This window comes from Burkholderia aenigmatica (genome assembly GCF_048627025.1).
Taxonomy (GTDB): domain Bacteria; phylum Pseudomonadota; class Gammaproteobacteria; order Burkholderiales; family Burkholderiaceae; genus Burkholderia; species Burkholderia aenigmatica.
The window spans coordinates 2,786,485-2,810,298 of record NZ_CP184469.1 but is presented as its reverse complement, the minus strand read 5'-3'; the positions used below and the strand labels follow the sequence as shown (position 1 = coordinate 2,810,298).

Here is a 23,814-nt window from a genome sequence, read left to right as displayed (position 1 = left end):
AACCATTCCGATTCCGATCATGAGCACCACAGCCGTACCCGAGAAATCCGCCCGTTTCGCGCGGCGCCACTGGATCGCCGCCGGCGCCTTCATCACCGTCATCGCGCTTGCCGGTTTCGGCTGGCACTGGTGGACGGTCGGCCGCTTCATCGAGCATACCGACGACGCGTACGTGCGCGCCGACATCGTGACCGTCAGCCCGCGCGTGGCCGGCTATGTCGCACGCGTGGCCGTCGACGACAACCAGCCCGTGAAGCGCGGCGACGTGCTCGTCACGCTCGACGATCGCGACTACCGTGCGAGGCTCGACGATGCGCAGGCAGCCGTCGCCGCGGCCGATGCGACGCTGCAGGCCGAGGAAGCCGCGGCCGCGACGCTCGACGCGCAGGTCGGCCAGCAACGCAGCGTGATCGAGCAGGCGCAGGCCGATGCGGCCGCCGCGCGCGCCGAAGCCGCGCGGCGCGATGCCGATGCGGTGCGCTACAAGCAGTTGCTCGCCGAATCGGCTGCCAGCGGGCAGCGCTGGGAACAGGCGCATGCCGATGCGCTGAAGGCGCGCGCGGAACTGGCCCGCGCGAGCGCGGCCGTGCGCGCGCAGGACGACCAGCAGACGGTGCTGCGCCGGCGCCGCGCGCAGAGTACGGCCGCGATCGAGCAGGCGCGTGCGCGACTCGCGGCGTCCCGCGCGAAGCTCGCGCTGGCGCAACTCGACCTCGAACACACGGTGATCCGGGCGACCCGCGACGGCACGATCGGCCAGCGGGCGGTGCGCGCCGGACAGTACGTCGAGGTCGGGATGCCGTTGCTCGCGGTCGTGCCGCTGCGCGATGTGTACGTCGTCGCGAACTTCAAGGAGACGCAGCTTGGCGCGATGCATGACGGGCAGCCGGTCGAGATCGATGTCGATACCTACGCGGGCCGCACGCTGCACGGCCGCGTGCTCGGACTCGCGCCGGGCTCGGGGGCCGAATTCGCGCTGCTGCCGCCCGACAACGCGACCGGTAACTTCACGAAGATCGTGCAGCGCGTGCCCGTGAAGATCCGCCTCGATGCGCCGCCGTCGGGCCTCGTGCTGCGGCCCGGCATGTCGGTGATCGCGCGTGTCGACACGCGCGGCGTACCGGGAGCCGGATCGTGACGGCCGCAACCGGGCAGGCTACGCAGGCCACGCACGACGAAACCGTCTCGCTGCGCGCGTGGGTCGCGGTGCTCGGCGGCGTGTTCGGCTGCTTCATGGCGGGGATGAACGTGCACGTGACGAACGCGTCGTTGCCCGACATCCGCGGTTCGCTGGGCGCGAGCTTCGAGGAAGGCTCGTGGATCTCGACCGCCTATCTCGTCGCCGAGATCGTCGTGATTCCCCTCACCGGCTGGCTCGTGCAGGTGTTCTCCGCGCGCCGCGTGCTGCTCGTCGGCGCAACGGGGTTTCTGGCGTTCTCGATCGCGTGCTCGGTCGCACCGACCATCTCGTCGATGATCGTCGCGCGCGCACTGCAGGGCGCGTTCGGCGGCGTGCTGATTCCGCTGTCGTTCCAGCTGATCGTCACCGAGCTGCCGCCGTCGAAGCATCCGTTCGGCATGGCGCTGTTCGCGGTCGCGAACAACGTCGCGCAGGCGGCCGGGCCATCGCTTGGCGGCTGGCTCACCGACATGTATTCGTGGCGCTGGATCTTCTATCTGCAGATTCCGCCCGCAATCGCGCTGATCGTGGCAATCGCGTGGGCGATCCGCCCGGTGCCCGTGCAGTTGTCGAAACTGCGCCAGGCCGACTGGTTCGGGATCGCGACGATGGCGCTCGGCCTGAGTGCGCTGCAGATCGTGCTGGAAGAGGGCGGTCGCAAGGACTGGTTCGCGTCCGACCTGATCGTCGAGCTGTCGATCGTCGCGGTGGCGGGGCTCGTCGCGTTCGTCGCGATCGAGTTGCGGCGCAAGGAGCCGTTCATCAACCTGCGGTTGCTCGGCCGCTACAACTTCGGGATCGCGAGCCTGATGCAGTTCCTGTTCGGCGCGGTGGTGTTCGGCGTCGTGTTTCTCGTGCCGAACTACTTCGCCGAGCTGCACGGCTACAGTGCGCGCGACATCGGCCTCGCGATGATCCCGTACGGGATCGTGCAGTTCGTGATGTCGTTCCTGACGCCGCCGCTGATGCGCCGCACGAGCCCGCGCGCGACGATCGTGCTCGGCTTCGTGCTCGTCGCGGCCGGCTGCCTGATGAACATCCACCTGACTGCCGACGCCGCATCGAACGTCATCGTGCCGTCGCTCGTCGTGCGCGGGATCGGGCAGTCGCTCGTCGTGATCGCGCTGTCGGTGATGGCCGTCGACGGGATCGAGAAGGCGCAGCTCGGCTCGGCGTCCGGCGTGTTCAACATGGTGCGCAACGTCGGCGGCGCGATTGGTATCGCGGTGGCGAGCCAGATCGTCGTCGAGCGGCAGAAACTGCACGCGATGCGGATTGGCGAGGCCGTTTCGCCGTTTTCGGCAGCCTTTCAGGAACGCATGGCGATGCTGGCGCGGCTGTTGTCGCGCGTGCACGGGCCGCGTGCCGATGCGTTGCCGGGTGCGTCGACCGGCGGCGTGCACGAGCTGGCGCTCGCGCTCGTGAACCAGCGCGTGATGCGCGAGGCGCTGCTGATGGCGTACAGTGACACGTTCCTGATCGCGGGTGTCGCGATGGCTGCGTGTACGGCGGCGGCGTTCGTGTTGAAGGGGAAGAAGAAAGCGTGATGGGGACAGACGCCCGATGTTGAAGCCTGATAGTGCTGACAGGCGTCGAATTCCTGCAATGCGCGTATCGTGCATGCGGCGCGCGAGGTTGTTCTCCCGCGCTGATCACCATGAGGAGTGTGGCATGTCGAAGGATGATTCCCTGAGAGGACAGATCAAGGAGCAGGCCCAGGCAGCGGACCGCCACAACCTGGCGCGGCCGGCGGCGAACGGCGCGCTGTGGGCGCGCGGCCTCACGACGCAACGGGTCGCCGACCTGTTCAGAACCCTGCAGGGGTTGCCGGGGCACTGGATGCAGTTGCAGAACGAAGTCAATGCCGGGAATCGCTATTTTTACGGTGTGCAGAATGGCAGCGTGACGACCGAGGAAGGGAAGGCGCTGATCCGCTGGATCGCCAAGGCGGTCGTGAGCGCCGCCGGGGAGGCGCAGTTCGACTTCCCGCTGCAGCAACTGCGTTTCACTGCCGACATGGGCTGGCTCAAGCTCCAGCGTGTGCAAGGGCGTGTGATGGTGTTTTCGCAGCCCTGACCGTCAGTTCCGGGGCGTCGTCGGAACCCGGGGCCGTTCATGAATACGGTGTCGGTGTATCGAGGATGATCGCGGCGAGCCGGCACTTTGCGCCGGCTCGCCGGTGATGGGCATTCGGTGGCGGCCGGACCCGGCCGCCACACAGACGCCCTTCCGTCCATTCCGCCGGCTGTCAGACCGACACCGTGATGCCTGCCGAATGCGGCGGCCCCGCAGGCCGCACCACGATTTCCACATGCTGGCCCAACGACGCCAGCGTCTGCATCAGCAGTTCCAGCGAAACGTTCCGAAGCCTTTCGCGTTGCTCGGGCGTGACGACCGGCCGGGCCATCTCCGAGAGCGCCGCAGCCTCGTCTTCGCTCAGGCCGCGCGAGACGATCAGCGCATTGAGTTTCAGTACGAGCGCAGACTTGGCCGAGAGTGCGCCTGCATCGTCGAGGCCGAAGTCATCCGGCAACGGGTAGGCGCGTTGGCGCGAGTCGTTGTAGTTCATTCCGCTCCTCCCGTGATCACTGAAAACTGCGGCCTGGGTTGTCTTGTCGCGCGATCGGCATCCTGTCCGACATCGTCGCCGTGCCCCTCATCGATCGGCGTGATCACCAGCCGCTTGTGCGTGACCTCGATCTGCAAGCGCTGCTCGGGTTCGAAGCCCGCTGCCTCGATCCAGCGGCCGGACAGTTTCATCCACAGATGGAGGACTGGCGGTGCCATGTCGCTGAGCCTGAGGTGCGGGACGATGCGGCGAGTCTGAAGAGACATTCGAGAGGGCACGAAACAATCGTGAAAACTAACCGGTGCGTTATGATTCGCGTCAGCCATGACTGACTCCCATGATGAGTGGGTTGTGGTTAGCGGCCCGCAGGTGTTAGCGCATCTGCGGGCCGCGCTCGTTTACGCAGCGGAATTCGATCGTCATCCATTCACATATTTTGCATATCGAAATGAAATGACATTCCACGCGAAAACGTGCAACCACTCTAGCCGAGATCGGCCACTGTCAGGTGCGGGTCTGGAGTGTCTTCGTCGGCACTGACGGTCACCCCGATATCGTGATGCTTGCTGCGCAACGATTCCACGGCGATTGCGCTGGCGGGACGCATCGTCGCTTCATGGCCGATATGTCAGAAAGCGTGTCGGTCGAATGTTTCGATTCGCCGGCCGCAGGTCACACGACGATGTCGTTCGCGTCGTGCCGGCAACACCCAAACTTGTGCGGGGACGCCACCGTGCTGTCCGCCACGCCGGCCCCGACTCACGCGTGCAGCGCGTCCATCTGCCGGCGTGCGTTCGCGAGTCCCGCGTCGAAGCCGTGCGGCTTCATGTCGAGCCCTTCCGCATAGACGAATTCCACATCGGAGATACCCATCAAACCGAGCACGGCACGCAGGTACGGCGTGACCGCATCCGTTTTCTGGCCGACGTGCACGCCGCCGCGCGAACTGAACACGATCGCGCTGATGCCTTCGACGAGTCCCACCGGGTAAGTCTCCGTGTACCGGAACGTCACGCGTGCGCGCGCGACGAGGTCGAACCAGTTCTTCAACTGGGTCGGCACGTTGAGGTTGTACATCGGCGCGCCGATCAGCAGCAGGTCGCTGCCCTTGAGCTCGGTGATCAGTTCATCGGACAGCACGATCGCGCGCTGCGCGCGCTCGCTCGGATTGGCCGCGCCGCGCAGCGCGTGGAACAGCTCGCTGTCGAGCATCGGCAGGTCGGTGTCGACGAGATTGCGCACGATCACGTCGTCGGCATGGCCGTTGGCCTGGCGCTCGGCCAGGAACGTGTCGATCAGCGCGCCGGTTTGCGACTGACTGCCGTTGATGCTGGATTTGAGGACGAGGATCCGGGCCATGCGGGGTGCTCCGTTGCGAATGTGAGGACTGGAATCGATCCTATCAGCCACCTTTTATCTCCAAAAGCGATAAGATCGATGCACTGTGTAGCGTATTTATCCCCAATTGCATGCGAAACAACCTGAAGGGCATCGACGTCTTCGTCGCCGCCGCGGAAGCGAGCAGCTTCGCGCAGGCCGCCGACAAGCTGCACATCACGCGCTCGGCGGTCGGCAAGAGCATCGCGCGCCTCGAGGAGCGGCTGGGCGTCGTGCTGTTTCAGCGGACGACGCGCAGCCAGAGCCTGACCGACGAAGGGGCATTGTTCTACGACCATTGCCTGCGCGCAATGGAGCAGATCCAGGCGGGCGAGGCGCTGCTGGAAACCGGCAAATGGCAGATGAAGGGGCGCTTGCGCGTGTCGATGCCGACGCTCTTCGGGCATCTTTGCGTGGCGCCGATCCTGATCGAACTGGCGAAGGCGCATCCCGAGCTCGATCTCGACCTGTCGTTCAGCGATCGGTCCGTCGACCTGGTCGAAGAGCGTTTCGATCTGGCGGTGCGCGTCGGCACGTTGCCGAACAGCAGCGAGCTGGTGGCGCGTCCGCTGGGCGAGCATCGGATGGCGTTCTGCGCATCGCCGGCGTACCTGAGCCGCTGCGGCGAGCCTGCGACCTATGACGAACTCGAACGGCACAAGGCGCTGGCTTATACGCGTTTCGGCCACGTGCATCGCTGGCGCGTGATCGTCGACGGTCAGCCCGTGGAGCTGCAGCCCGCCGTTCGCTTGCTATCCGACGATTTGAGCGCGCTGATGGATGCGGCCGTCGCGGATCTCGGTGTTGCCTGGCTGCCGTACTGGCTGGTGCGCGACGCGTTGCGCGGCGGCACATTGCGTGAGCTGTTGCCCGATCGGTCGGGTGTGATCTTTCCGATCCAGGCGGTGTGGCCCTACACGCTCCATCTGCCACTGAAAGTCCGGGCCGCCGTCGATGCGCTGCGGGAACATCTGCCGGCCCGGCTGGCCGCGGTCGAAGCCCGGACGTGACGAAGCGGTTGCCGCGGTTCTTTGGACGAGACGCGCGTTACTGGCCGAAGCGGTCCGCCACGGCATCCTTCAGCCGCGCGGCGGTGATCTCGCCCATGTGCGATTCGACGAGGTTGCCTTTGGCATCGAAGAAGAGCGTCGTCGGCAACCCGCGCGAACCGTAGGCCTTCATCGCGTGCAGCGTGCGGTCGAGCAGCACGTGATCGAAGCGCAGCCCTTTCTGTTCGAGGAACGCGCGCACCGTTTGCGCGTCTTCGCCCTGGTTGACCATCAGCACCGTCATCCCCGGATGATCCTGCTGCGCTTGCGCGAGGATCGGCATTTCGCGCTGGCACGGCGGGCACCACGTGGCCCACAGGTTCACGACGACGGGCTTGCCCGCGAAACGTTGCACCGGTACCGGCGTGGCGTCGAGCGCTTCGAGCTGCAACGCGGCAAGCGGCGGCGCGCCGTGCTGCAACGTGGCGAGCGTGCCTTGTGCGATGCCCCAGGCGGCAACACCGGCGAGCATGCCGGCCATCACCGGGCGGCGCAGCGCGGGCAGGCGGCGCAGGCGCCAGCCCGCGAACACGATTCCCGCCGCGAGGCCGATGCGCCAGTCGAAGCCGCCGTCGCCGAGCGCGATGATCGAGCGCGGCGCGGCGGCGTATTCATGCCACCACTGGGCGACGTAACCGATGCGCGCGGCGAGCAGGCCGAACAGCAACGCATCGAGGATCAGGCTCGACGCGGTCTTGTGATGTCCGTCCGGCGGGCGGCGTTGGATGAAACGGGCGACGAGCCACGCGAGCAGCGCGGCGACGGCCACCGCGACGACGCGGATCGAGAAGGGACCAATGCTCAGCATGAAAGGGTGGGACGTGATCGAGCGGGGCTGGAGAGGAGATTGTCCGCCACGGCGATGAAGCCGTCGACGGTCGTGCGGCGATTCGACAGGTCGCCGCGTATGGGGGTTCCCTTCGAGAACGTAACGGCGCGTTGCGGATTCGGTGAACGCGCGTGGATCGGGACTGCGTGATTTTCATGCGGAAGGGCCGCGAATCAGACCAGTCTGATGGTCAGCGGAATAGCGGTCATCAACAATACGCATACCGGTGAGATGTGGTGTCCTCCGGCATCCCGAACAGGGATCTTTCCTTGACGGCCGCTCCTCCCGCGAGCGGCCGCTTTTTTATCGCCGTGCGTGCGGGCGGGCGTGAGTGTCTTATGGCGGTCGGTGGGCGCGGCCGCATCCGATGTCTATCGGCTGGTTCAACGGAATAGGGACGCTGCCAGATGCGAGCACAGGGCATTCACTCGCGCATCGCATGGCGGTCGGTTCGCGACCGACGAGACCATTCGCTGGCGGTGGCATGTGATCCACCGCCGTTACCCGACGAGCCGCGCATTCGCGATCCGTCGGGCGTCGGGTCTTACAGCTTCTTCGATGCTGCCGGTGCCGTGTCGGCCTGCGTGGCCGCGGCTGCCGGATCGAGTGTCGCGAGGGTCTTCTCGGTGAATTTCTCGTACAGCCAGTCCATGCGCATGCTGTCGATGCCGGCGATACCGCCGAGCGCATACGACGCCGACACCTTGAAGCGGTCGACCGGATGATTGTCGGCGTCGGCGAGCGTCACGGTGCCGTCGACATAATCGCTGCCGGCCATGAAGCCGAACATGACGGCGGTGAAACTCGATCGCGTGCGAATGCCGGTGACCTCGACATTCAGGTGCATTGCATCGGTAGAACCGGCCGTTGCCAGCAGCTTGCGTGCGGCCAGTGCGCTTTCGATTTTCCCTTTCAGGTTCTCGGGGCTGAATTTCAGATTGTCTTTCAGCGCTTCCTGCGCGGCATTGTCGAGCGTGACTTGCACGATCACGGGTTTCGTGCCGAATTTGGGCGTCGATGCAGTTGCGATGGCCCCCGCCTGATCGCTGGCGTCGCGTGTCACGCTGCTGGCGCAGCCCGACAGGAAGCCGATCGTCACCAGTGCCAGAGCGGCATGACGGAATACAGATTTCATGATTTGGTCTTTTTTAGTTCGGGTTATTTGAGATGGCTCTGTGGCCGGGCGGGAATCTAACACCGGACGATTCGATTCAAAAGGTCGAATGAATCGAAAATCGATTCGGCATTCATTGATCGCGGTGTCATACGCGGATGAAACACCGGCTGACCGCGTTGCGAGCGCGCGCGGGTATTGGCGATCGGGCACTGCGGTCACGGCGCTGACCCGCGCAGGCGATCACGGTCCGTTGCCGGACACCGCGCCGCCGAGCCGATACGCCGTGAAGAACTCGTACCAGGGCGACCCTTCCGCGACCGGCACGTTGAGCGCCGCCGTCCGCCGCTTCAACGCGCCGAACACGTCGTTGATACGCGCTGTCTGCTCCGAATCGTGGAACGGATAAGGCCGCGCCCGGCCGGCCGCGAATGCGCCGTACGCGATCGCGAGCAGGCGCGCGCTGTCGTCGGTCGCGGCGATCGAGCCGTTGATCGTTTCGACGAGGCGCGGCCGGTCTTCGTCGCGCGACCCGGACAGGCACAGGAACACGAGCGCCGACAGTTCGTGCAGATCCTTCACCCGCAACAGGCCCGGCAGCCGCGCGACGATCCGCCCGACCGGCTCGTCGCGCAGTGCATCGCCGAAGTCGAGCACGGCGGTCATCGGATTCGTGTCCGCTTTCATGCGGTCGAGCGCCGACGGCGCGGCCGACGCGCTGGCGCCGTCCGGTGACGCGGAGGGCGCGGACCGCAGCGCATCGGCCACCTGCTGCGTCCATTCCGGAAAGATCATCCGCACGTTGCCGAACTGCTCGCCGCCTTCCGCCGCCGGATTCCAGCGATAGACGATCGTGCCGCCGCGAATGAACGGTGAATACAGGTGCTCGGGCGTTTGCGGCAGCGGCCGCCGGTTGATCGGCAGCCAGGTGAGCGTCAGCCAGTCGTAGCGGCCGGTGGCGGGCACGGACGGGCTCGAACTTGCGACGACCTGCCACGTGCCGCGATTCGCATAGCGGCGCCGCGCGTCGGGTACCGCGACGGTCTGGCCTTTCGCGGTATCGAAGTACGTCGTGCCGGTCACGTTCATGCCGCTGTCCGCGGCCGGCGTGAGGGTGGAGATGACCCACGATGCGCCATCCGCCGAACGGTAGTCGGACGGCTTCAGCGTCGCGACGTCGTGCACCATGCGCGTTTCCGCCGCGACGGGGCTCGGAGGGACATTGGCGGGCGAGGCCAGGATGCTCGGCATGGGATTTCCTCGGAATCGGGTGCGCATCGTCGAGCGGCGGCGACGCAGATTGTTTTATGTCACTGTAGAACGTCGCAGCCGGAAACGGAAACCGGCTGCGCGGCGCGCCCCGCCGACGTGTTCCGCCGCTTCGGCTTACCATGCGCATCCTGAGCCAACGACGCACACCGGGCGGGAGCGCACATGACCGACACGACAGCCATCACCGAACACTGGACACAGGTCGCCGACCAATGGATCGACTGGGCCGGCAAGCCGGGGCACGACGCATTCTGGAAATACCGCGCGGGGCTTGCGGCGTATATCGGCCGCGACACCGGCCGCGCACTGGAGATCGGCTGCGGCGAAGGCCGCGTGAGCCGCGAGCTGAAGGCGCTCGGCTACGACGTGACCGCGACCGACGTGGTGCCCGCGATGCTCGACGCCGCGCGTCACGCGGATTCCGCGCATCGCTACAAGCTGGCCGACGCGGCGTCGCTGCCGTTCGACACGGCCAGCTTCGATCTGGTGATGGCGTACAACGTGCTGATGGATCTGGACGACATGCAGCGCGCGTTGACCGAGGCGCGTCGCGTGTTGAAGCCGGGCGGGACGCTGTTCGTCTCGCTCGTGCATCCGTTCCGCGATCGCGGCAGCTTCGCGGGGCCGCAACCCGATGCGCCGTTCGTGCTGACGGGCAGCTATTTCGGGCGCGAGCACTTCGATGGCGTGGAAACGCGCGACGGGCTGTCGATGCACTTCGCGGGCTGGTCGCTGCCGTTGCAGGCGTACATGGAAGCGCTGGAAGCGGCCGGCTTCGCGATCGTGTCGCTGCGCGAGCCGCCGCCCGATCACGCGGATACGGACCAGTTGAAGCAGTGGGCGCGCGTGCCGCTGTTTCTGTGGATCAAGGCGCGGCCGGTGGGTTGAATGGGTAGCCCCGGGGACACAACAATCGGCCGAAAGGATGATCTTGTATCCCCGGGGCTACCAAGTTTGTCGAAGAGGCCGTTCCCGGGAGGGACCATGGCCTTCAATCGGGCGGGGCGATCGGGCAGTGGCGCTTGTCCACATCTCGCCGTTCAACTCAGCGCGACAACTCCTTCCGGTAGAGCACGGCGCCCGGTTTTGCCGCGACGGTGTCATAGAGCCGCATCGCCGTGTGATTCGTCTCGTGCGTCTGCCAGTACACGCGTTCGGCGCGGTGAGCGCGCGCGGCGTCGTACACGGCTTCGATCAGCGCGCGGCCCACGCCCTTGCCACGCTCGCTGTCGAGCGTGAACAGGTCCTGCAGGTAGCAGGTCGGCCCGATGTGCGTCGTGCTGCGGTGATAGAGGAAATGCACGAGCCCGACGAGCCGGCCTTCGCGCTCGGCGACGAGCGCATGCACGGGTTCGTAGCCGTCGAAGAAGCGCGACCAGGTGCGCTGCGTGACGGCCAGCGGCAGCGCGGTATCGTCGAAGCGGCCGTAGAAGCGGTTATAGCCGTCCCAAAGCGGCAGCCATTGGTCGTAGTCGTCTTCCCGGACCGTGCGTACGGTCAGGCCGGCTTCTGCAGCGTTCATGTTCGTGAACCTTTCGATGAGGAGGGCTGGACGCGTTGCCGGCCTGGGCCGGAAACGACGGAGGCATCCACGATAGGCAGTTCGACGCGCGGCGGGTAGGCCCATGACACCGGCGCTTTCTGGTGCCACGACCGGCCGCGCGCCGCCACCGCCGCGCCGCCCGAACGCCGCCACGGCATTCCTTTTTACTCTGGTGGGCTTTTTTCGCCCATCGCTGCCATCCGGGCTGCGTCGTGCCCGGTTCATCGCGTCATTGAACGAGACGCGTGCGCCGCATCCGGTCACCGAGGGCCTGCGGGCCGACTGGAAGGCCGATCGCCCGATGTTGCTGACGGGCGTCGCGGTGGTCGTCCTGTCGAGCGCGAGCGCGGTCGTCGCGATCACGCACCGGCGCTCGGTCATCGGGCCGGACGACAAGGTCGTGCGGCTCGGCGACGCGCGCGTGCCGGCTTAGGGCCGCACGATCGCGTCCGCAGGTTTTGCAGGCCGTCGCCGTTACCCGCGCAGCGGCGGATTGAGTTGCGCGAACGCCTGCTGGCGGCGATACGGGAAGTACGGATAAGGCGCTTCCACCGCGCTTGCCGCGTCGAGCTTCGCGACCTGCGCATCGGTCAGCGCCCAGCCGACCGCGCCGAGGTTCTGCCGCAGCTGCTCCTCGTTGCGCGCGCCGATGATCACCGACGACACGGTCGGGCGTTGCAGCAGCCAGTTCAGCGCGATCTGCGGCACGGTCTTGCCGGTTTCCTCGGCGATCGCGTCGAGCGCGTCGACCACGTCGTACAGGCGCGCGTCGTCGACCGGCGGCCCGTAGCTGGCCGTTTCATGCAGGCGGCTGCGTTCGGGCAGCGGCGCATTGCGCCGGATCTTGCCGGTGAGCCGGCCCCAGCCGAGCGGGCTCCAGACGAGCGCGCCGAGCCCCTGGTCGGCGCCGAGCGGCATCAGGTCCCACTCGTAGTCGCGACCGACGAGCGAGTAGTAGACCTGGTTCGCCACGTAACGCGACCAGCCATGCTGATCGGCCACTGCCAGCGATTTCATGATCTGCCACCCGGCGAAGTTCGACACGCCGATATAGCGCAGCTTGCCCGCGCGCACGAGATCGTCGAGCGTCGACATCACTTCCTCGACCGGCGTGCCCGCATCGAACGCGTGGAGTTGCAGCAGGTCGATGTAGTCGGTGTCGAGGCGACGCAGTGCGGCGTCGACGGCGCGGACCAGCCGCGCGCGCGACGTGCCCGCGTCGTTCGGGCCGTTGCCGGTCGGCAGGCCCGTCTTCGTCGAGATCAGCACCTGGTCGCGACGTCCCTTGAGCGCGGCGCCGAGCACGCGCTCGGATTCGCCGTCCGAATACACGTCGGCCGTGTCGAACAGGTTCACGCCCGCTTCGAGGCAGATGTCGATCAGGCGGCGCGCTTCGTCGACGCCCGTGTTGCCCCATGCGCTGAACAGCGGGCCCGTCCCGCCGAACGTGCCGGCGCCGAAGCTCAGGACGGGAACCTTGAGGCCGGAGCGGCCGAGGGTGCGGTATTCCATGGCGGGTTTCCTTTGGGTGATCGAAGTGCCGGGTGGCGGCCGCGAAGCCGGTGTTGCCACACTGTATCGCTTGCGGATATTTCGGATAATTGGGCAGACTTCGAAAATATCGTTCGGAAGAGGCGAATAATGCTGCTGGACAATCTCGCGCTGTTCCTGCGCATCGTGGAGAAGGGCGGGCTGGCCGCGGCGGGCCGTGAGGTCGGGCTGTCGCCGGCCACCGTGTCCGAGCGTCTGACGGCGCTCGAGCGCCACTACGGCGCGGCGCTGCTCACGCGCACGACGCGCGCGATCAGCCTGACCGACGAAGGTCGCACGCTCGTCGACGGCGCGCGGCGCCTGCTGGCCGAGGCCGACGAACTGGAAAGCCGCGTGCGGCTCGGCGTGCAGACCCTGTCGGGGCCGGTGCGCCTGAGCGCGCCGGCCGATCTCGGCCGCGAGCGCGTGGTGCCGGTCGTCGACGCGTTCCTGGCCGAGCATCCGGGCGTCACGGTCGACCTGCATCTCGGCGACGGTTACGTCGATGTCGTCGGGCAGGGGCTCGATTTCGCGATTCGCCGCGGGGTGCTCGCCGACAGTTCGCTACGCAGCCTCTCGCTCGGCCGCGCGCGGCGCGTGGTGTGCGCGTCGCCCGCGTATCTCGCTGCGCACGGCACGCCGCAGCATCCGGACGATCTCGCCGCACACGACTGCATCGTGATGCGCTTCGGGCCGGACCTGTATGCCGAATGGCCGTTCAGCATCGACGGCGAACCCCGGCGCGTGACGGTGCGCGGCCGGCGTGTGGCCAACGACGGTGCGCTCGTGCGCGCGTGGTGCGTCGCCGGGCACGGCGTTGCACTGAAGTCGCTGGTCGACGTCGAGCAGGATCTGGCGTCCGGCGCGCTCGTCGAAGTCCTGCGCGCGTTCTCGCCGGGCGACGTCGACTTGCAGATCGTCTATCCGGGCAACGCCGTGCAGCCACGGCGCGTGCGCGCGCTGATCGACAGGTTGGCGCAGGCGCTCGCGGCGTGAACGCGGATCGACGTCAGTCCCACTTCGACGGGTAGTCGGGACCGCAGTCGATCTTGGCCGCGCTCAGCTCCAGCATCGCGCGAGGGGTGAACCTCTTGACCGGCGGCTGGGCGGCGACCCACTCGGGATAGACGTTGCGCCACTTGTCGAGCAACTCGCCGCGGCGGGTTTCGCTGATGCTCGCCTGATACAGGTCGTTTTGGCTGTATGGCATCGGGGCCGGCATCGCGAAGTCGGGAAGCGCGGGCGCCTGTTCGAGCCGGCTGCCGACGAGCGGAACGGCCGTCAGGTTCGGCAGCAGGCTCGACGCCTTGCGCATCCGGCGATAGGCGCAGACGGGCGCATCGGCGACTGATGCATCGCCCGTCGCCGGTTCGGCGGGCGGCGCTTGCGTCGCGGCCGGCAGCGCGACCGCGAACAGATAGACGGGCCCGCGTTTCAGCGCGCCGATCTTGTCGATGGGCCGCCGCACCTCGATCCCTTCGGGCCACGTGTAGGCGCGCCCGAGCGGTGTCGTGTGCTCGACGGCTTCGCCCGTCGACAGGACGATCATGTCGCCGCGCCACCCGTTGACGCGCACGAGCGGCTTTGCGTCCCCGCCCGCCGCGACATACAGGATGCCGCGCTCGACGACCATCGCCGGTACCGGAAACGGCGGCGTGCCACCGTGCCTGCCGGAGTTGTTGGAGATGGAGTGAGCGAGCGCGGGCAGGTCGATTTCGCGGCGCTGGAAGTGCTGCCCGCCGTCGGTCGAGAGCAAGATGGTCAGGCGCGGGCACGCCTGGCCCTTGGCGACGCCGGAGGTGCATCGTGCGACTGCATTCTGTCCCGCATAAATAACGATCGTGTCGGGATTGTCGCTGCGGAACGTCATGTATTGGATCCCCGCCCCGGACGGGAAGGCGGTCGACGTATGCCGTGCGCTGTCGACGAAGCGCCAGCGGGTCTCCGGGCCCGTGTACGCGACGGCTTCGGCCAGCAACGTGCGTTGCGCGTCGAACTGCATGAACGGGTAGGCCGGGCCGACGACGGGGCGCGGCTTGATAGTCGAAGTGGTCGCACATGCGCCCAGCAACAGGGAGACGGTCAGCGCTGCCACGACGCGCGCAGGCTGCGGCTTTCGATCGATCATGAATGGCCCCGGTGGAATGAATGATCTTGTTGTTCGACGAAGAGCGGGCACTTTAACGCATCGTCCGACCCGGTTGATCACGTTTCGTCATTTAGCTAATATTCGAAACGTTAATCGAGCTCCGCATTCTCATGGACGACGTCACCCGCATCAGCGCACTGGCCAACGAAAGCCGCCTGGCCGTGATGCGCTGGCTCAAGCAGCCGCGCAAGCATTTCCCGCCGCAGCCGCACGGCGATGTCGACGAACTCGGCGTGTGCTGCACGTACATCACCGAGAAGCTCGGCATCGCGCCGGCCACGACCACGCGCCATATGCGCATCCTCGCGGATGCCGGGCTCGTGCAGGCGACCCGCGTCGGCAAGTTCACGTACTACAAGCGGATCGACGGCGCGCTGCAGCAGCTCGGCCACGATCTCTCGCAACTCTGACGCTTACCGAGGCAACCGACATGGACGAACTTGCATTGTTGACCGACGCCGACCGGCGCGCGCATGCGTACCTGGCCGCGACGAACGAGCGGCGCGCGTTTCCCGACGCGGCCGCATTGGCCGGCCTGGCGGCGTTCGACGAGCCGCTGCCCGACACGGGCCGCCCGGCCGACGACGTGCTGCGCCTGCTCGACGAACGCGGGTCGCCCGCGACCGTCGCGTCGAACGGCCCGAACTACTTCGGCTTCGTGATCGGCGCCGCGTTGCCGGCCGCGGCGGCGGCCGAGCGGCTGATGCTGGCGTGGGACCAGTGCGCGTCGTCGTATGCGAATTCGCCGGTCGCGGCGACGATCGAGCGCCAGGCCGCGCGCTGGGTCGTCGACGTGCTCGGGTTGCCCGAAGACAGCGCGGTCGGCTTCGGTACGAGTGCGACGGCCTGCACGCTCGTCGCGCTGGTGGCCGCGCGGCGCGCGTTGCTCGCGCGCAAGGGCTGGGACGTCGACGAGGACGGCCTGATCGGCGCGCCCGAAGTGAAGGTCGTGATCTCCGAGCTTGCCCACATCACGGTGAAGAAGGCGCTGCGCGTGCTCGGTTTCGGGATGAAGCGCGTCATCGTCGCGCCGGTCGACGCGCACGGCCGCATCGACCCGGCGCAATTGCCGCCGCTCGACGACATGACGATCCTCTGCGTGCAAGCCGGCGAAGTGAACACCGGCGAGTTCGATCCGTTCGCGGCGCTGATTCCGCCTGCGAAGGCGGCCGGCGCGTGGGTACACGTCGACGGCGCGTTCGGCCTGTGGGCCCGCGCATCGTCGAAGCGCGCGCTGACGGACGGCATCGACGGCGCGGACAGCTGGACGACCGACGGCCACAAGTGGCTCAACACGCCGTACGACGGCGCGATGGTGATCTGCCGCGACGCGGCCGCGCTCGCGACCGCGATGAACAGCGACGCCGTCTACCTGAGCGGCGCGCAGGACGCGCAGAAGAACCTGAACCTCGAATTCTCGCGGCGGGCGCGCGGCATTCCCGTGTGGGCCGCGCTGCGTTCGCTCGGCCGTGCCGGCGTGGCCACGATGGTCGAACGGCATTGCGCGCAGGCGGCGCGGGTCGCGGACGGCCTGCGTGCCGCCGGCTACGACGTGCTGAACCGCGTCGTGCTGAACCAGGTGCTCGTGCGCGCCGGCACCGACGATGAAACGGCTGCGATTCGCGAGGCCGCGCAGGCGTCGGGCGAAGTATGGTTCGGCGCGACGGTGTGGCAAGGGCGGCCGGCGTTCCGGATCAGCGTGTCGTCGTGGCGTACCGAAGACGCGCACATCGATCGTCTCGTGGCCTTGCTGACGCAACTGCGCGGCGTGCACGTGCGCTGAGCGGTGGCGCTTCGAAGGGCTCGCAGAACGCCTGGCTCGCGAACCTGATGGGCCTCTGAAAAGGGAATGTCGAGGCCCTCGAAAGAATGGCCGCAAACGCCCTGAATGGAGACTTTGACAAGGCGGGCAAGAAGGCGCTCCAGCTCGCCCCGCTTGACCAACAACGCCAGATGATCTCTCGAATGCTGGCGGCAGACCAGTAAGTACGCAGCCTGCTATTCATTTTTTGCCGCCGATCACCCATCTGCGCGGGACGCATCATGTCGTAGCGGGGAACTTCAACTCTGGCTAGAGCAGGCTACTCTGGCAGAAGACACCCCCGATCCGACAAGCAATACATGTATCGGGACGCACTGTGATTGCAAATTCATCTGGTCGCTCGCTCAGCCATATACGATGGCTCAGTTGGATACGCGCACACCCATCCTGAAAGATGGAACAGTTGACTATCGATTCAGCTCGCACACCATTTCGAGACGAAAATTGAGCCTGGGGATGCCGACTTCGTCTCCAGGCACTACGGTGCGAGAGCTCGGTGAGTTGCCTCAAGCTATGCGCGGATGTTCCTTGAAGAGTTCGATCTCGACGAGAAGGACAAACTAAGGTGGGATTCAATGAAGTCGAGTAAATTGCGCTGGTTGTATGTTTCGATGATCGCTCTGTGCATTGCGTTTCTCGCGCTACTGAGTAATCACGACAAAAAGAATGAGAGGATGTCGAGTCGAGTCGTCACGATCAAGTTCGGAGCCGAGGGTAGGTCAGATGCCACGGCTCAGGGGTTTTCCTTGATGAATCACCCATCTGGTGTGTATGCATATACGGCTCATTGGGATGATCGGCATAAGCTTGGGTTGGTAAAATATGTGCAAGGAAAACATTCTTTCGATCTCGACAATGCCTTGATCGTGACAGGCCTAGGGGATAAGGATAGTCCGGAGGATGGGGTTGATAATTGGGATATCAGTTTTAATCCATCTTCATCGCGACTCATCTCATATGAAGAAGCTCGAGATAAGATAGCTGGCCTGCTTGATAGATTGCGATCTGCGGGGTGGGTGCGATACATAGAAACCTCGGAGCCTCGTCTGGTTGGAAAGGAGGCCATGACTTACGCATTAACAAGTTCTGGTGTTCTTTATTCGATAGATTCAACCTATACGCCAAGCATAGCGGAGTGGAAGCGTTTGATGGCTGTTGAGCCGAGGTGGTATTTTTATGCGGATGGTATATTTTTAACGCTGTCGGTGTCATATCTTTCATCCGGGGCTGATGGTATGGGATATTATTTGTCGGATCTTCAAGTCAGTACTGCATCCGATAATTACAGCCCTTATTTTTCGGACAGCGTCGAGCGTCGAAGGAACTGGAAGAAATATCTGTCCGATGAACTGAGGCCGGCAGTGAAAGAACGATCGAAGCGCGAGGCTGAACTGAAGGCTCAGGGCTACTCGATCGACATGACGTATCAGGCTCCGCCGTTCGAGGCACCGGACTTCTCGGCCATGGCCGGTGACGCACATTGACCGGGAGGAGAGATCGATGCAACGAGCGAGCTTGCATGGACGAGCGCAGATCGTGGTTGGCGACGCGACCCGACGAGCCATCGCGGCAAGGTGATTTCGGGGAGTCCGTCTTCGACCTGGAGCGCGGCCCTTGAGGTGGCGGATACTCCTTGCAAGACTCACGTGCGCCGGGGCCCCCGCAAGCACCGCATCCGCCGCATCGTCAGCGCACCGACTCGGGAAACGCGTGCATCGAGAATTCGAACGCGGCTTCCGCCAGTGCCTCGATCTCCGCCTCGCCACCTTCCAGGTGACCGTCGATCCACAGCATGGCGAAGCCATGCACGAAGCTGCGCACGCCGACGCTGAACGCGCGGATCTGCTGCTCGTCGAGGGTGGATCCGACCATCCTCCGGATCGCTTGCGTCGTCACCTCGCTGTTCTCGCGCCGGGCCTGGACGAGTTCGGCATCGTCCCGGTGCTGGACCGCAAAGCCGCCGTACATGAGCCGGAACAACTCGGCATGCGCGTGCGCGAACTTCACGTGGGCCAACCCGCCGGCCCGAAACGCGTCGCGCGCCGACGCGCCGCGTGAAATTTCCGCGGCGAACGCGTCGATCTGCACTTGCGTCAGGCGCCGGAAGCCGTCGACCACCAGCGCGACCAGCAGCGCATCCTTGTTGACGAAGTGGCGATAGACGGCCGAATCCGACACGCCCAGCTGCGTGGCCAGATGGCGCACGCTCATCTCCCGCCCGTTTGCGTGCTCGAGCGCGGCAAAGGCCAGATCCAGCACGGCCTGCCGCAGGTTGCCGTGGTGGTAGCCCGCTTTCTGATTCCCGGGGTTTCTACTCATTTGACAGTGTTCAATGTCACGTTCGACAATGTTTGCAACTCAAACATTGTCGGTTCTGGCGATGCCCGCCCTTGATGCGTTGACGAAGGATATCTGGACTGCATCAGTCCCTCATTCTTTCATGGGGCTGCATGTCGGTACGCGCATGACCGTCGTCCGGCTGTCGTCGGGCCGGCTGCTGCTGCATTCGCCGGTGCCGCTGGATGCCGGGTTGCGCGCGGCAATCGATGCGCTCGGCGAGGTCGGCCACATCGTCTGCCCGAACCTGTTTCATCACCTCTATGCGGCCGGCGCCGTCGCCGCGTATCCGCGCGCATTGCTGCACGGCCCGGCCGCGCTGCAGCGCAAGCGCAAGGATCTGCGCTTCGACGCGGTGCTGACGGAGGTGCCGCATCCGGAATGGGGCAACGACTTCGAACTGCTGACGATCGAAGGCTGCCTGCTGGGCGAGACGGTGTTCTATCACCCGGCCAGCCGCACGCTGATCGCCTGCGATCTCGTCGAGAACTTTCACGCGTCGCCGCATTGGCTGACGCGGCACTACCTGCGCCTGGGCGGCGTGCTCGGGCAGGTCGGCTGGCATCCGTTGCTGCGCGTGGTCTATCGCGACCGGCGCGTGGCCCGCGCATGCATCGACCGGCTGCTGGAATGGCCGTTCGAACGCGTGGCGCTCGCGCACGGCGACCCGCTGACCGAGCACGCGCACGACGCGGTGCGGCAGGGCATGGCGTGGCTTTGAATCCATCGATAACGACGCACGATCAGGGAGAGACGGGATGGCAGGATCGAATGACATCGGGCGCCCGGCGGCGCAGGCGTCCGCCATCGCGGCGCGTGCCGGCGACGTGCCGGGCTGCCGCTTGCGCACGTGGGCCATCGTGGTGTTCGTGGCGTTTGCCATCGTCACCGTCCTCTACGCGCTGACGGCCATCGCGACCGGGCAGGCGAATTTCGGCGCGGTATCGGGCGACGCGCTCCTGCATGCGCGCGAACAGCTCCGCGCGATGTCGATCGCCGGCGGCGATCCCGGCTGGGGGCAGGTGTTCGGCACCGACGATCCGTTCATCTGGATCGCGGCCAGGCTGACGTCGGCGCGGCTCATGTTCGGCGAGAACGGCTTCTACGACACCGTGCTCTATTACGCGCAGATGCCGAAGGCGAACATCGTCATCCTGTCGCTGCACAACATCATGGGCGGCACGTGCATGCTGCTGGGCGCGCTGCAGTTCTGGCCGGCGTTGCGCCGCAACTATCCGCGCTGGCATCGCACGGCCGGCGTGATCTACATGGTGTCGTCGCAGATCGCGATGATCGGCGCGATGACCTACATGGTGCGCACGCCGGTCGCGATGATGTACGACACGCTGACGTTCGCGACCGGCCTCTGGTTTCTCGCGCTGGGCGTCACGGCCTCGCTGTGGATGTCGATCCATCACCTGATCCGCCGCGAGATCGCCCAGCATCAGGCCTATATGGCGATCAACTACGGCTTCCTGCTCACGGCGCCGTTCACACGCATCGACTGGATCTGGGCCGCGATGGTCTATCCGGACGTCAACCAGAACACGTCCAATTTCTCGGCGGTCGCCGTGCTGATCGCGCAATGCATGCTCTTCGGCTACCTGCTGCTGTGCATGAATCGCTGGTTCCAGAAGTCTCGCCCGGCCACGGGCCGCGCCGGCCCGGTGTTCCCGGTCGCGTTGACGGAGGCCGTCGCCAAGGTGGGCGTCGCGGTGCTGTCGGTGTTGAGCATCGCCGCGCTGGCCGCTGTCGTCGATCACTACCTGGTGACGCCCGGCCTCGACCAATTCCAGGCCGGCCAGGACTGGATTCCGGCCGGACTGGCCGCGTTCCAGGGCAGCGTGCTGCGGGCGGCGCCCGGATCTCGCTGGCTCTATGCCGTCAGTGCGATCGGCGTGTGCGCGCTCGCGCCGTTCCTGCTGCGCGTCGCGTTCATCGGGAAAGCGCAGCCGGCGCGGACGATGCGGCTCGCGACGGCGACCGGTGTGCTGACTGCCGCAAACGGCGCCGTGTTGCTGTACTGGGGGCAATTGCTGGGCGGCCCGACCGCGATCACGTCGTCCGGCGGGACACCGTTCCAGATGAACGGGGCGTTCGAACTGTTCTTCGCGGTGCTGCTGCTGTGGGGCGTGATGCGTGAGCGCCATGCGCTCGTCAAGGAGTGGAGCCTGTTCGCCATTCTCTGCGTGCTGGCGCTGCCGAGTTTCTATGCGCTCGTGCCGCTGGTCGGGTGGATCTATCTTCAGATCGGCATGCCGGACCTTCAGCACTACGTCGAGATCACCAGCGTCTATCGCGTCGCGATCAGCGTCGGCCTGATCCTGGCGATGCTGGCGGGCTCGCTTTACGCCGTCTATGGCAGCGCGACGCAGGAGAAATTTGCGCGCTAATTGCGCTCGCCTGTTCGCGCGAAGCAGAGGGGATGGGCGGGCAACGGGGCGGTGTGTGCGGATGAGGATGGACCGCCTGTCGTTTTTCCGTCGAACCGCGCCCCTTGCCCGCAGGAAAATATCGGACAATGGCCGGCACGCGCGCCGTGCCGGCCTGGGTGGCTCGCTCAATCGAAGCATGATGCCAACGAGAGAACCCCCATGTCGACCCATTCCCCCCGTGAACTGCTGAAGGCCGCCGATATCGCGAAGATGGAGCCGACGCGCGCGGTGCATTCGCTGAATCCCAATGCCGTTCGTCTCAAGCGACAACTCAGCGACCTGACCGGCCTGACGCAATTCGGTGTTCACCTGCTCACGCTGATGCCCGGTCACGAATCGGCCGAGTATCACCGTCACCTGTACGAAGAAGAGTTCGTGTACGTGCTGTCCGGCACGGGCGCGGTCACGATCGGCGAACGCACCGATGCAATCGGGCCCGGCGATTTTCTGGGCTTTCCGCGCGGCGGTGAAGCCCATACGGTGCAGAACACCGGCGATACGCCGCTGGAACTGCTCGTCGGCGGGCAGCGGCTCGAACACGACGTCTGCGAATACCCGCGCGTCGGCAAGCGGCTCTATGTCGCGGGCGAGCTCGAGGATTATGTCGATCTGCCGAAGCAGGCCTGACCCGGCCCGTTTCCGCTCGCTCGACGACGCGCTCCGTTCGTGCCAGCGGGGTTCGTGGCGCTTATGATGCGGGAACGCCACTGACAGGGTTCCCCGATATGGACGCGCCGCTCCCGCCGATGTCTGCCCCGATTCCCGAAACGGAACCGGAAACCGAAGCCGTTGCCGAGCCGCGCGCGTCGCGCCTGCATCGGCCGGTCGCGCTCGTCACCGGATCGACGTCGGGGATCGGCGCGGCAATCGCGCGCCGCCTGGCGGCGGACGGCTATGCGGTGATCCTGCATTCGCGCAGCTCGGCCGACGTGGGGCGCGCGATGGCGCGCGAACTTGGCGCGGCCTACGTGCAGGCCGATCTCGCCGACGATGCCGAACGCGTGCGGCTGATCCGCGCCGCACTGGCCGTGCACGGGCGGCTCGACGTGCTCGTCAACAATGCGGGCGTCAGCCGCGTGATTCCGCATGACGATCTCGCCGCGGCGACCCCCGATGTGTGGCGCGAGATGCACGAGATCAACGTGATCGCACCGTTCCGGCTCGTCGCCGAGGCGGAGGCCGCGCTGCGCGAGGCGGCGTCGCACGGGCGGGCCGGGTGCGTAGTGAACGTCAGCTCGCATGCGGGCGTGCGGCCGAAGGGCGCGTCGATTCCGTATGCGGCGGCGAAGGCCGCGCTCAATCACACGACGCGGCTGCTCGCGCGTACCCTCGCGCCGGCGATTCGCGTCAATGCGGTTGCGCCGGGGCTCGTCGATACGCCGCTCACGGCCGACTGGACGGATGCGCAGCAGCTCTGGCGCGAGCGCGCGCCGATGCGCCGTGCGGCGACGCCGGACGACATCGCGCAGACGGTCGCGATGCTCGTCGCGTCCGATTACGTGACGGGCGAGATCGTGATGCTCGACGGGGGAATGAACTTGACGTGATGCCGCGATTCAATGAAGCGGTGAAGCGGTGAAGCGGTGAAGCGGTGAAGCGGCCGCGCACCCGCGCGCCGTTGTAACGCGCGCGATTACCTCGACCGCTTGCTTGCCGAACTACGCGCTTAGCCGAGGCGCGACCGCAGTTGCGCGAGTGCCTGGTCATGCGTGCGCTCGAACTTCAGCGGCGTGACCGCGACATACCCTTCTCCGAGCGCGACCGTTTCCGAATTCGCATCGTCGTCCCGCGGCGCGCGCGAGAGTTTCAGCCAGTGGTAGTCGTTGTTGCGCGGGTCAAGTCCCGACACGATCTCGACGCCCTGCAGCGTGCCGGCGCCCTGGTTCGTCACCTTCAGCCCTCGCACCTCATCGGCGGGCCGTGGCGGGAAATTCACGTTCAGGCACGCGTCACTGTCCCAGCCGGCGGCCACGAGCCGGCGAATGACGTCCGGCGCATGCGTGCGTGCCGTGTCCCACGGCACCGCGTTGCGATCGGTGAAGGCCTGGCTCAGCGCGATGGCCGGCACGCCGACCAGCATGCTCGTCATCGCGGCGCCGACCGTGCCGGAAAACACCGTTTCGGTGCCGAGGTTCCCGCCGCGATTCACGCCGGACAGCACGATGTCGGGCCGCGCGTCCTTCATCAGATGGCTGATCGCGATCGCGACGCAATCGCCGGGCGTGCCGCGCACCGCGAAGCGGCGTTCGCCCTTGCGATGCACGCGCAGCGGGTCATGCAGGCTCAGCGAATGCGACGTGCCGCTCTGGTCTTCCGCCGGCGCGACGATCCACACCTCGCGTGCCAGTTGCGTGGCGACCTGTTCGAGCACGTCAAGGCCGGGGGCGTCGAATCCGTCGTCGTTGGTGAGCAGGACACGGTCGAACAGCGGGCGGGTTTCTTGCATCGGGACGATCCTCGTGGAGATGAGTGATGAGACGGAAGTGCAGCGTGGCGCAAGCCACAAGGCTAGCATTCCCGCGTGAGGATCGTCGTGTCGCGCGCTCGGTGCGGAAGTGAAAACGGGCGCATTGCGCGCCCGTTCGTTGGTGGCCGTGCCGCGTGCGCG

General features: G+C 66.2%; 25 protein-coding genes. 14 read left to right on the top strand and 11 right to left on the bottom strand.

Annotation, left to right across the window (positions count from 1 at the left end; translation table 11 throughout):
* The first annotated feature begins 19 nt into the window (after positions 1 to 19).
* The 3 genes from ACN8ZM_RS29625 (at position 20) to ACN8ZM_RS29615 (ending at position 3,256) form a co-directional block, all read left to right on the top strand.
* Positions 20 to 1,138: an HlyD family secretion protein gene (locus tag ACN8ZM_RS29625; protein ID WP_089453908.1), complete on the top strand. Its 1,119-nt coding sequence runs from the start codon at positions 20 to 22 to the stop codon at positions 1,136 to 1,138.
* Positions 1,135 to 2,727, top strand: a complete 1,593-nt coding sequence (locus tag ACN8ZM_RS29620) for a DHA2 family efflux MFS transporter permease subunit (protein ID WP_420211541.1) — start codon at positions 1,135 to 1,137, stop codon at positions 2,725 to 2,727. The genes ACN8ZM_RS29625 and ACN8ZM_RS29620 overlap by 4 nt, the downstream gene beginning before the upstream one ends.
* Before the next feature lie 124 nt (positions 2,728 to 2,851).
* Positions 2,852 to 3,256, top strand: a complete 405-nt coding sequence (locus ACN8ZM_RS29615) for a hypothetical protein (RefSeq protein WP_043179268.1) — start codon at positions 2,852 to 2,854, stop codon at positions 3,254 to 3,256.
* Between the two features lie 172 nt (positions 3,257 to 3,428).
* Here the strand turns inward: ACN8ZM_RS29615 and ACN8ZM_RS29610 are convergent, their stop codons facing one another.
* The 3 genes from ACN8ZM_RS29610 to ACN8ZM_RS29600 form a co-directional block, all read right to left on the bottom strand.
* On the bottom strand, positions 3,429 to 3,749 hold the full coding sequence (locus tag ACN8ZM_RS29610; protein WP_205824401.1) for a helix-turn-helix domain-containing protein: 321 nt from the start codon (positions 3,747 to 3,749) through the stop codon (positions 3,429 to 3,431).
* Entirely contained in the window at positions 3,746 to 4,075 is a 330-nt protein-coding gene (locus ACN8ZM_RS29605) for a SymE family type I addiction module toxin (protein ID WP_420211540.1), read from the bottom strand. The genes ACN8ZM_RS29610 and ACN8ZM_RS29605 overlap by 4 nt, the downstream gene beginning before the upstream one ends.
* Before the next feature lie 433 nt (positions 4,076 to 4,508).
* Positions 4,509 to 5,108: an NAD(P)H-dependent oxidoreductase gene (locus ACN8ZM_RS29600; RefSeq protein WP_420211539.1), complete on the bottom strand. Its 600-nt coding sequence runs from the start codon at positions 5,106 to 5,108 to the stop codon at positions 4,509 to 4,511.
* Between the two features lie 5 nt (positions 5,109 to 5,113).
* On the opposite strand from ACN8ZM_RS29600, the gene ACN8ZM_RS29595 reads away from it, so the two are divergent.
* A complete protein-coding gene (locus ACN8ZM_RS29595; RefSeq protein ID WP_420211538.1) occupies positions 5,114 to 6,136 on the top strand; it encodes a LysR family transcriptional regulator in 1,023 nt (340 codons plus the stop codon).
* 37 nt (positions 6,137 to 6,173) lie between these two features.
* Here ACN8ZM_RS29595 and ACN8ZM_RS29590 read toward each other — a convergent pair whose 3' ends face one another.
* The 3 genes from ACN8ZM_RS29590 to ACN8ZM_RS29580 all read right to left on the bottom strand — a co-directional run bounded on the left by ACN8ZM_RS29590 (position 6,174) and on the right by ACN8ZM_RS29580 (position 9,369).
* Positions 6,174 to 6,983 carry a TlpA disulfide reductase family protein gene (locus tag ACN8ZM_RS29590; RefSeq protein ID WP_089454080.1) on the bottom strand — a complete coding sequence of 270 codons (810 nt, stop codon included), beginning with the start codon at positions 6,981 to 6,983 and terminating at the stop codon, positions 6,174 to 6,176.
* Between the two features lie 565 nt (positions 6,984 to 7,548).
* The gene (locus tag ACN8ZM_RS29585) at positions 7,549 to 8,139 is read right to left on the bottom strand and encodes a DUF4410 domain-containing protein (RefSeq protein ID WP_420212686.1); all 591 of its coding nucleotides are present in this window, start codon (positions 8,137 to 8,139) and stop codon (positions 7,549 to 7,551) included.
* A gap of 222 nt (positions 8,140 to 8,361) precedes the next feature.
* Positions 8,362 to 9,369, bottom strand: a complete 1,008-nt coding sequence (locus ACN8ZM_RS29580; protein WP_420211537.1) for a hypothetical protein — start codon at positions 9,367 to 9,369, stop codon at positions 8,362 to 8,364.
* Positions 9,370 to 9,552: 183 nt separating this feature from the next.
* Here ACN8ZM_RS29580 and ACN8ZM_RS29575 point away from each other — a divergent pair, with 183 nt between their 5' ends.
* The gene (locus tag ACN8ZM_RS29575) at positions 9,553 to 10,278 is read left to right on the top strand and encodes a class I SAM-dependent methyltransferase (RefSeq protein WP_420211536.1); all 726 of its coding nucleotides are present in this window, start codon (positions 9,553 to 9,555) and stop codon (positions 10,276 to 10,278) included.
* A 157-nt stretch (positions 10,279 to 10,435) separates the two neighbouring features.
* On the opposite strand, the gene ACN8ZM_RS29570 is transcribed toward ACN8ZM_RS29575, so the two are convergent.
* Entirely contained in the window at positions 10,436 to 10,912 is a 477-nt protein-coding gene (locus ACN8ZM_RS29570; RefSeq protein WP_043178885.1) for a GNAT family N-acetyltransferase, read from the bottom strand.
* Between the two features lie 103 nt (positions 10,913 to 11,015).
* On the opposite strand from ACN8ZM_RS29570, the gene ACN8ZM_RS29565 reads away from it, so the two are divergent.
* Positions 11,016 to 11,366: a hypothetical protein gene (locus ACN8ZM_RS29565; RefSeq protein ID WP_420211535.1), complete on the top strand. Its 351-nt coding sequence runs from the start codon at positions 11,016 to 11,018 to the stop codon at positions 11,364 to 11,366.
* Between the two features lie 41 nt (positions 11,367 to 11,407).
* On the opposite strand, the gene ACN8ZM_RS29560 is transcribed toward ACN8ZM_RS29565, so the two are convergent.
* Positions 11,408 to 12,445, bottom strand: coding sequence for an aldo/keto reductase (locus tag ACN8ZM_RS29560; RefSeq protein WP_043178881.1), 1,038 nt, complete (start codon positions 12,443 to 12,445; stop codon positions 11,408 to 11,410).
* Positions 12,446 to 12,574: 129 nt separating this feature from the next.
* On the opposite strand from ACN8ZM_RS29560, the gene ACN8ZM_RS29555 reads away from it, so the two are divergent.
* Entirely contained in the window at positions 12,575 to 13,459 is an 885-nt protein-coding gene (locus tag ACN8ZM_RS29555) for a LysR family transcriptional regulator (RefSeq protein ID WP_420211534.1), read from the top strand.
* A gap of 13 nt (positions 13,460 to 13,472) precedes the next feature.
* On the opposite strand, the gene ACN8ZM_RS29550 is transcribed toward ACN8ZM_RS29555, so the two are convergent.
* Complete coding sequence (locus tag ACN8ZM_RS29550) at positions 13,473 to 14,591, bottom strand: hypothetical protein (protein ID WP_420211533.1); 1,119 nt, start codon at positions 14,589 to 14,591, stop codon at positions 13,473 to 13,475.
* Positions 14,592 to 14,722: 131 nt separating this feature from the next.
* On the opposite strand from ACN8ZM_RS29550, the gene ACN8ZM_RS29545 reads away from it, so the two are divergent.
* The 3 genes from ACN8ZM_RS29545 (at position 14,723) to ACN8ZM_RS29535 (ending at position 17,918) form a co-directional block, all read left to right on the top strand.
* Positions 14,723 to 15,022, top strand: coding sequence for an ArsR/SmtB family transcription factor (locus ACN8ZM_RS29545; RefSeq protein WP_043178878.1), 300 nt, complete (start codon positions 14,723 to 14,725; stop codon positions 15,020 to 15,022).
* A 20-nt stretch (positions 15,023 to 15,042) separates the two neighbouring features.
* Positions 15,043 to 16,395, top strand: coding sequence for a pyridoxal phosphate-dependent decarboxylase family protein (locus tag ACN8ZM_RS29540; RefSeq protein ID WP_420211532.1), 1,353 nt, complete (start codon positions 15,043 to 15,045; stop codon positions 16,393 to 16,395).
* Between the two features lie 560 nt (positions 16,396 to 16,955).
* Positions 16,956 to 17,918 carry a hypothetical protein gene (locus ACN8ZM_RS29535; protein ID WP_420211531.1) on the top strand — a complete coding sequence of 321 codons (963 nt, stop codon included), beginning with the start codon at positions 16,956 to 16,958 and terminating at the stop codon, positions 17,916 to 17,918.
* A 202-nt stretch (positions 17,919 to 18,120) separates the two neighbouring features.
* Here the strand turns inward: ACN8ZM_RS29535 and ACN8ZM_RS29530 are convergent, their stop codons facing one another.
* The gene (locus ACN8ZM_RS29530; RefSeq protein ID WP_301768530.1) at positions 18,121 to 18,753 is read right to left on the bottom strand and encodes a TetR/AcrR family transcriptional regulator; all 633 of its coding nucleotides are present in this window, start codon (positions 18,751 to 18,753) and stop codon (positions 18,121 to 18,123) included.
* A 145-nt stretch (positions 18,754 to 18,898) separates the two neighbouring features.
* Between ACN8ZM_RS29530 and ACN8ZM_RS29525 the strand changes: the two genes are divergently transcribed.
* The 4 genes from ACN8ZM_RS29525 (at position 18,899) to ACN8ZM_RS29510 (ending at position 22,753) form a co-directional block, all read left to right on the top strand.
* Positions 18,899 to 19,492, top strand: coding sequence for a DUF4336 domain-containing protein (locus ACN8ZM_RS29525; RefSeq protein ID WP_241017997.1), 594 nt, complete (start codon positions 18,899 to 18,901; stop codon positions 19,490 to 19,492).
* A 37-nt stretch (positions 19,493 to 19,529) separates the two neighbouring features.
* Positions 19,530 to 21,164, top strand: a complete 1,635-nt coding sequence (locus tag ACN8ZM_RS29520) for a DUF2306 domain-containing protein (RefSeq protein ID WP_420211530.1) — start codon at positions 19,530 to 19,532, stop codon at positions 21,162 to 21,164.
* A gap of 201 nt (positions 21,165 to 21,365) precedes the next feature.
* On the top strand, positions 21,366 to 21,833 hold the full coding sequence (locus tag ACN8ZM_RS29515; RefSeq protein WP_089453894.1) for a cupin domain-containing protein: 468 nt from the start codon (positions 21,366 to 21,368) through the stop codon (positions 21,831 to 21,833).
* Between the two features lie 98 nt (positions 21,834 to 21,931).
* Positions 21,932 to 22,753, top strand: coding sequence for an SDR family NAD(P)-dependent oxidoreductase (locus ACN8ZM_RS29510; RefSeq protein ID WP_420211529.1), 822 nt, complete (start codon positions 21,932 to 21,934; stop codon positions 22,751 to 22,753).
* 119 nt (positions 22,754 to 22,872) lie between these two features.
* Here ACN8ZM_RS29510 and surE read toward each other — a convergent pair whose 3' ends face one another.
* Positions 22,873 to 23,652, bottom strand: a complete 780-nt coding sequence (gene surE / locus ACN8ZM_RS29505; RefSeq protein ID WP_043178865.1) for a 5'/3'-nucleotidase SurE — start codon at positions 23,650 to 23,652, stop codon at positions 22,873 to 22,875.
* Positions 23,653 to 23,814: the final 162 nt, after the last annotated feature.